The organism is Butyrivibrio sp. NC2007 (assembly GCF_000421405.1).
GTDB lineage: Bacteria > Bacillota > Clostridia > Lachnospirales > Lachnospiraceae > Butyrivibrio.
In genome coordinates, this window is the sequence record NZ_ATWY01000001.1 from 39,302 (window position 1) to 51,542 (window position 12,241).

Below are 12,241 nucleotides of genomic sequence, written 5' to 3' on the forward strand. Positions count from 1 at the left end.
TGTGATAGCTTATGTTAACGGCATTTTAGAGAGTATTGAAGAGGGGCTTGCCATCGTAGATGTGGGCGGAGTCGGGATGAATGTATTTATCTCAGGCTCAACAATGGACAGAATGCCCGGCATCGGCGAGGCTGTTAAGCTCTATACATATACCTCGGTAAAAGAGGATTCTTTTACTCTATACGGATTTCTATCAAGGGATGAGCTCTCCTTATTCAAGATGCTCATTTCTGTCAACGGAATAGGCCCCAAGGGAGGTCTTTCCATTCTGTCGGTCATGACACCGGATGATCTCAGATTTGCAATAATGGCGGGAGATGCAGGAACTATCTCCAAGGCTCCGGGAGTCGGCAAGAAGACTGCCGAGAGGATAACTCTTGAACTTCGCGACAAGATCAAGGCTACGGAGGATGATATGCTTCGCAGCTCATCTGCCGTTACACTTGATGATCTTACAGGTGAGGCTTCATCAGCAAGAGATGAGGCAGTTGCTGCACTTGTAGCACTTGGCTACAACTCATCCGATGCAATGAAGGCTGTCAGGAAAGTTCTTGCTGAGAATGATTCTGCATCCGGTGATACTGAGATGCTGCTTAAACTCGCGCTTAAGGAGATGTTCTGATGGAGAAGCGTAAGATTGTAACCACTGCCAGAGGGATGGATGCGGAATTTAGTCCTGAAGATGTCAAGATTGAAGGTTCACTTCGCCCCAAGACTTTAGATAACTACATAGGTCAGAAGAAGATAAAAGAGAGCCTTAAGATTTACATCGAGGCTGCCAAGGGAAGAGGCGAGAGCCTTGATCACCTGCTTTTCTACGGACCTCCCGGACTTGGTAAGACTACACTTGCCAGCATTATTGCAAATGAAATGGGCGTCGGCATTAAGATCACATCAGGCCCTGCTATTGAGAAACCCGGAGATATGGCAGCCATCCTCAATAATCTTAAGGAAGGCGACGTTCTCTTTGTAGATGAGATCCACAGACTTAACAGACAGGTAGAGGAAGTCCTTTATCCTGCCATGGAGGATTTCTGCATAGATATCATGATCGGCAAGGGACCTACAGCCAGGTCCATAAGACTTGACCTGCCTCACTTTACTCTTATTGGTGCAACCACCAGGGCTGGAATGCTGTCAGCACCTTTAAGAGACAGATTTGGAATGATTCACCGAATGGAGTATTACGACATAGAGGAGCTTTGCAGCATTATCCTTCAGTCTGCAAGAGTACTTGATGTTGAGGTTGATAACGCAGGCGCTATCGAGATGGCCAGAAGGAGCCGTGGAACTCCGCGTCTTGCCAACAGAGTGCTTAAGAGAGTAAGAGACTTTGCCCAGGTAAGGTTTGATGGTAAGATCACAGAGGATGTTGCAATAACAGCTCTTGATCTCATGGATGTCGACAAGATGGGCCTTGATCACACTGATAGAAATCTGCTCCTGACCATGATCAATAAGTTCTCAGGTGGACCGGTCGGACTTGATACTCTGGCAGCTGCTATAGGAGAGGATCCGGGTACTATTGAAGATGTTTACGAGCCATTTCTTATCAAAAACGGGTTCCTGAACAGAACACCCAGAGGAAGAGTGGTAACAGAAGCTGCATATCATCATTTAGGGCTTGAAATGCCTACTGATAACGAATTATAATGTTAGTGATATGCGGATTCAAAGTCCCAAAATGTTGTGCTTGCACAAAATATTTTGGGACCTTGAAGACGTAACAGAAATGAGGAAAGATACGCGAAGTATGAGCGTATCAATTTCCGAATTTATGTAGATTTGCGAAAATGTCTATGACATGGAGCAAATCTATATCACTAACACTCTAGAGGAGAATCGTATGGCATCCAAGACAGATACCGAAGTATTGATCGGGGGCAAGGTTTTTACATTAAGCGGATATGAGAGTGAGGAATACCTTCAGAAGGTAGCTTCTTATATCAACAATAAGATTGCTGAATACAACAAGATCGACGGCTTTAAGAGACAGCCCATCGATACTCAGAATGTGCTTCTTCAGCTCAATATCGCTGACGACTACTTTAAGTCCAAGAAGCAGATAGAGCTTATGGAAGAGCAGCTCTCCGAGAAGGAGAAAGAGCTCTATGACCTCAAGCATGAGCTTATCGCAACTCAGATCAAGCTTGAGAACACTGAGAAGAATAGCAAGAACCTTCAGACCAAGCTCGATGATTCATCCAAGAAGATCATTCAGCTTGAAGCTCAGGTGAAGGGTAACAAGAAGTAAGGATTTTTAAGGCTGTCTCAGGACAGCCTTTTTTTAAGCGTATGAAAAGAGTAGAACTTCTTTCACCGGCTGGTGGATATGAAACAATGGTGGGAGCATTCAATGCGGGTGCTGACGCCGTTTATCTGGGCGGATCCAAATTTGGTGCAAGAGCCTATGCTGACAATTTTGACAGAGATCAGGTCCTTGACGCTATTTCCTACGCCCATCTCCATGATAAAAAGATATATATGACGGTCAATACGCTGGTCAAGGAAAACGAGTATGGCGAGCTTTATGACTTTATGCTTCCATATGCAGACAGAGGGCTTGATGGAGTAATAGTTCAGGACCTTGGTGTTATGCGTCTTATAAGGCAGGAATTCCCCGGGATAGAGCTTCACGCCAGCACTCAGCAGACAGTGACCGGTGTATATGGTGCCAAACTCCTTAAAGAGAGGGGCTGTACCAGAGTTGTGCCAGCCAGAGAGCTTAGTCTATCTGAGATGAAGGCCATTAGAGATGAGGCTGACATCGAGGTAGAGGCATTTATTCATGGTGCAATGTGCTACTGTTATTCCGGAATATGTCTTTTCAGCAGCGTTGTTGGGGGCAGGAGCGGTAACAGAGGCAGATGTGCTCAGCCCTGCAGACTTCCGTATAGAATGAATGGCAAGTCAGGAGAGCAGTATCCACTAAGTCTTAAGGATATGAGCACGATTGCCATTATTCCTGAACTTATCGAGGCAGGAATAGACTCTTTTAAAATCGAAGGAAGAATGAAGAAACCGGAGTACTCTGCCGGTGTAACGGCTCTTTACAGGAAATATATTGATAAATACTACGAGAATCCAAAGGGGGATCACAGCGTATCCAAAGAGGATATGGAGATACTTAGAAACCTCTATCAGAGGACCGGTATCAGCGACGGATATTATCACAGACACAATGACAAGGCTATGGTAACTGTAGTTTCACCGGCCTATAACCCAACATCGGAGGAGATTCTGTCAGAGGTTCATGAGAAGTTCCTTACATCAGAACTTAAGCTAAAGTGTGACATTTTCTGTGAGCTTAGGGTTGGAGAGGCTGCTAAGATTGCAATGTCGCTTTCTTTTGGTGACGATGTTATTTACGAGGAGTGCACGGGTAGTGAGGTACAGGCTGCATCCAAGAGGCCTCTCGAAGAGGAGAATGTAAGAAAACAGCTCCTTAAGCTAGGCGGAACACCTTTTGAGTGCGAGAACATCGAGATCACTATTGATGATAATGGCAGTGGAACAGGTATATTCATCGCTGTAAGTGAACTTAATGAGCTCAGAAGAACGCTTGTTGCCAAGGTAACCGACAGGCTTTACGAGATCAAGAAGAACGCTCAGAAACTAAACTCTTATGAGAATGTAAGGCACTTTACCGACCTTGATTCATATAAATCTGTAGATGCTAAGAGAGGACCTTTACATATCCTTTGCAACACTAAAGAGCAGTTAAGTACTGTACTTGAGAGAGCTGAGAATAATACCGATATTGGTAGAATATATGTAGACAGCAATATCTTTTTATCTGTTGATGTAAAAGAACTTTCGACTAACATTTCGAATCTTGAGATGTTTGTAGCACTTCCTTATGTCACAAGGAAGGAAGACTTTGACGGCTGCAAGGAAGTTCAGAGAGTACTTGATAAGCTCCCGGAATCGGGATATACAGGTGTTCTTGTAAGAAATCTCGAGCAGCTGGGCTATCTATGCGATAAAGGTTTTACCGGCAAAGCTGTCTCTGATTACAGCGTATATACCTGGAATAAAGAAGCAGCAATGGAACTCATAGACTGTAATGAACAGGATGGATTCAGACTTGAGGAAGTAACTGTGCCTTATGAGCTTAACTTTGGTGAAGCAAGAGATATGGCCGGAGAGCTCAAGAAGACTGTAGATATCCCTGTATCCTACAATCTCTATGGCCATATGCCTATGATGGTAAGTGCAGGCTGCATCAAGAAGACAACAGACAGATGCAGTGGACGTGTTCATGAGCTCTACACTGAGGACACCACCATTATAGACAGACTCGGCAATGTGCTGCCTGTAACCTGCAATTGCAGACATTGCTATAACGTGATCTGGAACGTCCATCCAACATCTCTTCATGGAAGAATGGGCAAGATCATGAACGAAAAGAGCTTTGATCACTACCGCATTGATTTTACTATTGAGAGTGCAAAGAGATGCGGAGAAGTTTTAGACTATTACACGGATCTGTATAACGGAGCAGATGCGTCAGATATATTTGAAAGTGGCAGCTTTACCACAGGACATTTTAAACGCGGAGCAGAATAAGAACTTAAATGGAATTATACGTAACTGAGATATCAAAATATGTCATAGATATTTTTATGCTGATCTATGTGATAGAGGCTTTCATGGCCTTTAGATACAAGACAGAGAAGAAGAGAAAAGGCTTATACATAAGACAGATCATCTGTATGTTTGCCATGCAGGTTTCCTGCTTTATCCAGATAATTGCAAGGACCGGTAAGCCTGTTTATCTCTTTTTCTTTGCGTTTCAGATAATCATCTTCGCATCGGTGCTGATGCTGTTTTATGTTATCTATCCTGAAGGCAACAGGCTACTTATCAACAACACCTGCCTTCTTCTGATGATCGGAATGATAATCCTGACAAGACTTTCCTACGATAAGGCCGTCAAGCAGTTCTTTATCGTAACGGCTTCCTTTATCATTGGCTTTTTTATTCCGGAGGTGATCCTTAGGTTTGATTATCTGAAGAAACTGACCTGGATATACGCAGGAGCCGGGATTGTTGCCATAGGAGCGGTGCTTTTATATGGCGCTGTTACTAATGGTTCCAAGATTTCTTTTACCCTTGCGGGAATTACATTCCAGCCGTCTGAGGCAGTTAAGGTGCTGTTCTTATTTTTTATGGCCGGAGCGCTTCTTGAGGCGGAGAATATCTGGCAGCTGTTTCTTGCATCAGTCGTAGCAGCCGGACATGTGATCATTCTTGTTCTTTCAAGGGACCTTGGTAGTGCGCTTATATTCTTTGTCATATATCTGGCACTGATCTATATTTCTACTGAGAACATCGGATATCTCTTCATAGGCCTTGGACTGGGGGCGGTAGCCAGCGTGGTTGCTTACAAGCTCTTTTCCCATATAAGACTAAGAGTTCAGGCCTGGCTTGATCCCTTCGGAGATATAGAGACTTCCGGCTATCAGCTCTCGCAATCTCTGTTCGGTATTAGTAGTGGAGGCTGGTTTGGCCTTGGACTATATGGTGGTTCTCCCAGATCAATTCCTTATGTTGAGCAGGATTTCATTTTTTCGGCAATTGCTGAGGAAATGGGGGTGATTTATGCTGTTCTTATGGCGCTTGTCTGTGTCAGCACATTCTTTATGCTCATGTACGAGGGATATTATATCAAGGATAAATACTACCGAATGGTGGTTTGCGGAATAGGCGTAGCATACATATTCCAGACGTTTCTTACCATCGGAGGAGGTGCCAAGTTCATCCCTCTGACCGGTGTAACACTGCCTCTTGTGAGCTATGGAGGAACATCAGTCCTTGTCACAATTGTTATGATCATGATAGCAGAAGGCATATGCATGATAAGGACAGACGAGAGATTCGAAGCCATGGAGAGGCGAAAACAAAAACGCGAGCAGGAAAGAAGACAGAATGGAACAACAAAAGCCTAAGAAAAAGAAAATACGATCATATCCAATACTTGTCATCTCTGCGTTTTATGCTCTGATTTTCTGTGTGATGCTGGGATATATCAGTGTTTATGCGTATAACAACAGACAGGTTCTTATGAACAACAGCTACAACACCAGACAGCAGATCCTTTTGAATCAAAACCTTCGCGGATCGATACTTTCAAGAAACGGAGATGTGCTGGCTTACTCAGAGACCGATGCAAACGGCAAGGATGCCCGTGTCTATCCCTATGGGAAAGAGTTTGCTCACGTGGTAGGTTATTCAACAAACGGAAAGGCAGGTATAGAAGCCCTTGCCAACTATTACCTGATAAATACAAGTATTGATCTGCCTGATAAGGTTGCACTGGATACACAGGGAAGCAAGTATCCCGGAGATATGTGCATCACAACACTTGATGTGAATCTTCAGGAGGTTGCTTACAATGCGCTTTCAGCCAGAAAAGGCGCGGTAGTTGTAACAAATCCCAAGACCGGAGAAATCCTTGCCATGGTGTCTAAGCCTGACTTTGACCCAAACACCATTCAGAGTGACTGGGAGAGCCTTCTTGCGGACAAATCTCCTGATGCCAAGCTTTTAAACAGAGCAACACAGGGAATGTATCCTCCGGGATCTACCTTTAAGATCATTACAACCCTTGCATATTTAAAGCAGCATCCAAAGGATTATACAAATTATAAGTTTAGCTGTAATGGAAGGTTTCAGGCTGAGGGAGAGAGCATTCAGTGCTTTCACGGAGAGGTACATGGCAGTGTGGATCTTACAAAGTCATTTGCTGAGTCCTGTAACTCATCCTTCGCCAACATAGGTGTAAGCCTTGATCGAAAGGTCTTTTCCGAAACAATAAACCAGCTTTTGTTCAACCAGGAGCTTCCAATAGATATCCTGTATGCAAAGAGCAGTGCCAAAGTTGACCAGAGCACAAGCGTGGGAGATGTAATGCAGCTCTCTATCGGTCAGGGAGCAACTTCAGTTTCGCCTATGCACATGAATATGATCACCTGTGCAATTGCCAATGAAGGTGTTCTGATGAAGCCTTATCTGGTGGATTCAATTAAGAGCGTAGATGGAAAGACTGTTAAGAATTATGAGCCGGATTCCTATAAGAGACTAATGACAGCCCTCGAGGCCGATACAATAAAGGGCATGATGAAAGAGGTTGTCGAGTCAGGAACTGCCAGCAAATTAAAAGGCCTTTCCTACACAGCGGCAGGAAAGACCGGTTCTGCTGAATTTACCAATACTACAACTGATTCTCATGCATGGTTTACAGGATTTGCACCTGCTGAAGATCCGGAGATCTGCGTGACAATTATCGTGGAGAACGCAGGAAGCGGCGGAAGCTTCGCAGTACCTATTGCTAAGAGAATCTTCGATGCATACTTCGGAGTGGAGTGAGCATCAGAATACTGAAACAATGGCCAGTTGCATGTTGGTCGAAAGGTCAATAAGTGAATTGTCACTAAGTTTAACGAGAGGGCGTGAGAGCGCCTTCTCATTTATTAATATGACTTCTCCGATCTGGCCGTTACTAAGCTGTACGTTAAAGCCAAGCTGAGAGTTTGCTATATGTGACAGGATGGACTTGATGGCAGCAAAGTCATATTTAACGAAGCCTTCGTTCTCATAGTTAGCTATGATCTGGAATGGATTGAGCTTCTGACGATAGGTTCTTGGCGAAGTCATGGCTTCATAAGTATCGATAATTGCTATATATTTGGCGAACTGATCGATTTCATTTGATTGAAGTGATTTGGGATAGCCTGAACCATCGCACCTCTCGTGATGCTGAAGAGTTGCATTTAAAATATGCTCGTCAAAAGAGCCATAGCTCTTTAAAAAATCGTATCCGATGGTGGTATGTCTCATTACAAGCCTGTATTCTTCAGAAGTGAGCCTTTCGGGTTTCCAGAGGATCTGATAAGGAATGCTGAGCTTGCCGATGTCATAGACAAATCCGCACTGAATGAGGAGGTTGATGTCCTCATTGGAAAGACCGAGCCATGTGCCAAATACGCCGGCGATGAGAGCGGAGTTAAGGCAGTGAGCGTGAGTCATGTCATCCTCACCGGGAAGCATATTGTAGAGGTAATCAAGAAGTAGTTCTCCACTTTTTGCGCATACAATGATATTGCGATAAACCTCCATAAGCTGGTTCATGTTGATGGGAGTTCTGTTGGTTACGGCACTTACTACAAGATTCTTGAAAACAGGGAAATAAATCCTATAGGTGGATTCAAAGGACTTAAATCCTTCAGTCAGACGAACCTTTTCGAAATGAGTGGTGGCAAAGTCTGCTTCTTCCTTGATAGGAACAACCAAAATAGACTGCCTTGCCAGTTTCTCGATGATTGTATCATTTATTTTGGTGTTCTTTGAAACTATGATCTCATTCTGATAATTCAAGACGTCTTCAGCTACAACCATCCCCGGTTTTAGCTCCATTCTAGCAACAGACTTCATACGACTCCTCCGATAAATGAAGTGCAATCATAATTTAAAAATCTAAATCTATATGATAATATAAGTATATCTGTTTATAAGACGACATTCAATTTGTTTTTATGCAGATAAACGATATTTGGGAGATGTTTTGGGGTATGAGATCAAGAGGCTTTTGCCGATTCTATAAGAACCTCTATTGGGGTGATTCTATTAAGATGCATTCGCAGGTGAAATGGAGACTCTCTCACGGAAGAGGACAGTTCACGATCTATTGTTTAAAAAGAGCTGATTCCGACGGTGATCAGCTTGATATTATCCACAGTGCATTCCTTCAGCAAAAATATTTCAGAGACAATCCTGCATATATATACGGGATTGCAGGAAGTTATAACGAAGCCCTTGATCTTGTGCTTAAGATTACAGATGAAGCTATAAAGGCCGGCTATGAGGGAAGAATTCTGGATTACCTGGATGATAAGGATACTAAAAAATAATTACCGGAGTGTATTATGTTACTTACTGGAGTTTTGACGGTTTTAAAAATAATAGGAATTGTGCTGCTGGTGATACTGGCAGTTATTCTCTTACTTCTGTTATTGGTTTTGTTTGCACCGATCTTTTACAGGATAGATGCAAATGTTCCGGAGACGGAGCTTGATAACGGCTTTGATATGGAGAAGGTATTTGCCAAAGTGTCTTTTCACTGGCTACTGTTTGTTATAAGAGGAGGAATCGAGTTCCCTAAGAACAAAGAGTTTACGCTGAGAGTCTTTGGTATAAAGATCCTTCCAAAGAAAGAGAAACCTGAAAAAGAAAGCAAAAAGAAGGACAAAGACAAGGACAAGGAAAAAGATACTGATGAGAAGCCGTTAGAAGATATGACTTCGGAGGAAAAGAAGGAAGAAGAGAAACCGGAGAATGTTAAACCAAGTGAAGAAGTAACTGATTCTGTGGCTTCAGAAACAGGTTCAGATCTTGAAATGAAAACCGAGGATGAAGAGCCTAAATCTTTTCTTGATGTTTTATGGAATATTATAGATAAAATAGACAATATTCTGAAAACACCACTAAATGTGTTTGAAAAAATACGATATACAATATCTAGAGTTTGTGATAAGATAGAAATGATTAAAAGCACCCTTGAAAACGATATTTTCAAGAGAGCATTTGCACTTGTTAAGAAGAAACTGATCAAGATAATCAAGATGATCCTGCCGGATAAATATGATATAGATTTAATGCTAGGCACCAGAGATCCGGCCCAGACAGCAGAGATCATGGCCGGCTATGGAGCACTGTATCCTTATCTGTACAAGAAGGTCAGATTCGAACCTGATTTCGAGCGGAAAGTCATAATGACTGATGCTCATATCAAAGGACATATAACATTATTTACTATTGTCTACAGCGCAGCTGTTTGCTATTTCAACAAGGATGTGAAGAAGACAATAAAAAGATTTAAGAAGATTATCAATTCATAATTTATATATTTTGGAGGGGTATCATGGCAGAGAATAATTTTGGCGGTGTTGTAGAATCCTTACTCAGCGGTATGAACAGAGTAATGAGCACCAAGACAGTGATCGGAGAGCCTACTAAGGTTGGAGATACAATCATACTTCCATTGGTAGATGTTTCATTTGGGGTTGGGGCAGGCTCAACTTCTGCCGATAAAAAGAATGGAGGATGTGGCGGATTTGGTGCCAAGATGTCACCAAGTGCAGTCCTTGTTATAAAGAATGGTTCAACTAAACTTGTTAACATCAAGAATCAGGACGCAGTTACCAAGGTACTTGATCTGGTTCCTGACATCATGAACAAGTTCAGCGCTAAGAACGAAGGAATCATGGATGATGATGAAGCAGTAAACATTGCTTTCCCTGAGGGCACTGAGGAGAAGTAATAAATCCACAAGGCGGGGGGATTCCTTATGGAAGAAAAAAGAAATATCGAAGAAATCATTTTAAACGGAACAGAAGACGAGCTTGCAGAGCTCAGAATATGGCTTTTCAAGGAAAGCGTACGTCTCGAGAACCAGGAAAGTGCTCTTTCTGAGCAGTACGAGGGACTCTACAGAGACGAAATGGCTTTTAAAGAGAGGATGGATGCTGCTGAGAAGAAACTTGAGACAGCAACCAGAAAGCTCAACAATGAAAAGGCATTATTCGATCAGAGACTCAGGATATTGAACAATGGCTTTGATCAGCTTAACTCCGATAAGAAGAAGCTCGAGAGTGAATTTATCAGACTCGAGAGAGAAAAGGCTTATCAGAGAGAGGATGAGTATGATGCCATTGATATGCTCTTTAGAGGTGTCAACAGTCCGCTTACTTTGAAAAAGAGATATAAGGACCTCATGAAGATGTTCCACCCGGATAATGTTAGTGGTGACTCCTACATGGTGCAGCTTATTAACGAAGAGTACAGAGTTCGCTGCAGTCATTATGACATGTCCATGTGATAAGGAAAATTCTTTTGACACTAAAATTTTAATATGATATTATAACCAAGTCATTGCAGTGTCTGTGCAATGACTTGTGTGTTTAGTGGGGACTAAACGTCTGGCGTATCTGTCGGAATTTTCATTTTTGTAGTTAAAAATTTATTGACACAATCGAACATCTGTTTTATATTTATATTATCAAGACGAACGGATGTTCTAAAAGGAGGAAATATGGAAAGAGAAGAAAAACAAAAAGCATTGGAAGCAGCCCTTGGCCAGATTGAGAAGCAGTTCGGAAAAGGCGCTGTTATGAAGCTTGGTGATTCCTCGGATACAATGAACATTGAGACTATCCCTACAGGATCTCTGAGCCTTGATATTGCACTTGGACTTGGTGGAATCCCTAAGGGAAGAATCGTTGAGATCTACGGACCTGAGTCCAGTGGTAAGACAACCGTAACACTTCACATGATCGCTGAAGTTCAGAAGAGGGGTGGAATTGCCGGATTTATCGATGCTGAGCATGCCCTTGACCCTGTATATGCCAAGAATATCGGAGTTGACGTTGACAACCTGTATATTTCACAGCCTGATTCAGGCGAGCAGGCTCTTGAGATCACAGAGACAATGGTTAGATCCGGAGCTATCGATATAGTAGTTGTTGACTCTGTTGCAGCTCTTGTTCCCAAGGCCGAGATTGACGGAGATATGGGAGATTCACATGTAGGTCTTCAGGCAAGACTTATGTCACAGGCTCTTCGTAAGCTCACAGCAGTTATCAGCAAGTCTAACTGCACAGTAATATTCATCAACCAGCTCCGTGAGAAGGTTGGTATCATGTTCGGTAATCCTGAGACCACAACCGGTGGACGTGCTCTTAAGTTCTACTCATCAGTTCGTATGGATGTACGTAGAATTGAAGCTATCAAGCAGAATGGTGAGAACATCGGTAACAGAACAAGAGTTAAGGTGGTTAAGAACAAGATTGCTCCTCCTTTCAAAGAGGCTGAGTTTGATATCATGTTCGGTAAGGGAATCTCCATGACCGGCGATGTCCTTGATCTTGCAGCAAACGCTGACATCGTTAACAAGTCAGGCGCATGGTACCAGTACGAAGGTGAGAAGATTGGTCAGGGTCGTGAGAATGCTAAGCTCTACCTTGAGAACAATCCACAGGTACTTGCAGAGATCGATGCCAAGGTAAGAGCTCACTTTGGTCTTCCTGTAGACGGCGCCAAGGCAGCACCTAAGGCAGCTGAGACTGCTGAGAAAGAGCCGGCTAAGAAGGGCAGAGCAGCCAAGGCTGAGTAATAAGTATCATAATTATTTGACTTTTTATCCCCTGATAGCTCATATAACTATCAGGGGATTACTTTAAAT

The 12,241-nt window shown here is 42.9% G+C and carries 12 protein-coding genes; 11 read left to right on the forward strand and 1 reads right to left on the reverse strand.

What is annotated here, in order from left to right:
- The first annotated feature begins 1 nt into the window (after window position 1).
- The 6 genes from ruvA to G632_RS0100185 all read left to right on the forward strand — a co-directional run bounded on the left by ruvA (window position 2) and on the right by G632_RS0100185 (window position 7,371).
- A complete protein-coding gene (gene ruvA, locus G632_RS0100160) occupies window positions 2-622 on the forward strand; it encodes a Holliday junction branch migration protein RuvA (protein ID WP_022767010.1) in 621 nt (206 codons plus the stop codon).
- Window positions 622-1,653: a Holliday junction branch migration DNA helicase RuvB gene (ruvB, locus tag G632_RS0100165; protein WP_022767011.1), complete on the forward strand. Its 1,032-nt coding sequence runs from the start codon at window positions 622-624 to the stop codon at window positions 1,651-1,653. Before ruvA ends, ruvB begins: the two co-directional genes overlap by 1 nt.
- Window positions 1,654-1,846: 193 nt before the next feature.
- Entirely contained in the window at window positions 1,847-2,254 is a 408-nt protein-coding gene (gene zapA, locus G632_RS0100170; protein WP_022767012.1) for a cell division protein ZapA, read from the forward strand.
- Between the two features lie 41 nt (window positions 2,255-2,295).
- A complete protein-coding gene (locus tag G632_RS0100175; protein WP_022767013.1) occupies window positions 2,296-4,569 on the forward strand; it encodes a peptidase U32 family protein in 2,274 nt (757 codons plus the stop codon).
- 8 nt (window positions 4,570-4,577) lie between these two features.
- Window positions 4,578-5,951, forward strand: coding sequence for an FtsW/RodA/SpoVE family cell cycle protein (locus tag G632_RS0100180; protein ID WP_022767014.1), 1,374 nt, complete (start codon window positions 4,578-4,580; stop codon window positions 5,949-5,951).
- Window positions 5,932-7,371 carry a peptidoglycan D,D-transpeptidase FtsI family protein gene (locus G632_RS0100185; protein WP_022767015.1) on the forward strand — a complete coding sequence of 480 codons (1,440 nt, stop codon included), beginning with the start codon at window positions 5,932-5,934 and terminating at the stop codon, window positions 7,369-7,371. The genes G632_RS0100180 and G632_RS0100185 overlap by 20 nt, the downstream gene beginning before the upstream one ends.
- Before the next feature lie 3 nt (window positions 7,372-7,374).
- On the opposite strand, the gene G632_RS0100190 is transcribed toward G632_RS0100185, so the two are convergent.
- Window positions 7,375-8,436: an HD-GYP domain-containing protein gene (locus tag G632_RS0100190; RefSeq protein ID WP_022767016.1), complete on the reverse strand. Its 1,062-nt coding sequence runs from the start codon at window positions 8,434-8,436 to the stop codon at window positions 7,375-7,377.
- A gap of 137 nt (window positions 8,437-8,573) precedes the next feature.
- Here G632_RS0100190 and G632_RS0100195 point away from each other — a divergent pair, with 137 nt between their 5' ends.
- The 5 genes from G632_RS0100195 (at window position 8,574) to recA (ending at window position 12,172) form a co-directional block, all read left to right on the forward strand.
- The gene (locus tag G632_RS0100195; protein WP_022767017.1) at window positions 8,574-8,912 is read left to right on the forward strand and encodes a hypothetical protein; all 339 of its coding nucleotides are present in this window, start codon (window positions 8,574-8,576) and stop codon (window positions 8,910-8,912) included.
- 15 nt (window positions 8,913-8,927) lie between these two features.
- The gene (locus G632_RS0100200; RefSeq protein WP_022767018.1) at window positions 8,928-9,899 is read left to right on the forward strand and encodes a hypothetical protein; all 972 of its coding nucleotides are present in this window, start codon (window positions 8,928-8,930) and stop codon (window positions 9,897-9,899) included.
- A 23-nt stretch (window positions 9,900-9,922) separates the two neighbouring features.
- Window positions 9,923-10,321 carry a GerW family sporulation protein gene (locus G632_RS0100205; RefSeq protein ID WP_022767019.1) on the forward strand — a complete coding sequence of 133 codons (399 nt, stop codon included), beginning with the start codon at window positions 9,923-9,925 and terminating at the stop codon, window positions 10,319-10,321.
- A 27-nt stretch (window positions 10,322-10,348) separates the two neighbouring features.
- Entirely contained in the window at window positions 10,349-10,879 is a 531-nt protein-coding gene (locus G632_RS0100210) for a hypothetical protein (protein WP_022767020.1), read from the forward strand.
- A 213-nt stretch (window positions 10,880-11,092) separates the two neighbouring features.
- The gene (gene recA / locus G632_RS0100215) at window positions 11,093-12,172 is read left to right on the forward strand and encodes a recombinase RecA (RefSeq protein ID WP_022767021.1); all 1,080 of its coding nucleotides are present in this window, start codon (window positions 11,093-11,095) and stop codon (window positions 12,170-12,172) included.
- Window positions 12,173-12,241 lie beyond the last annotated feature (69 nt).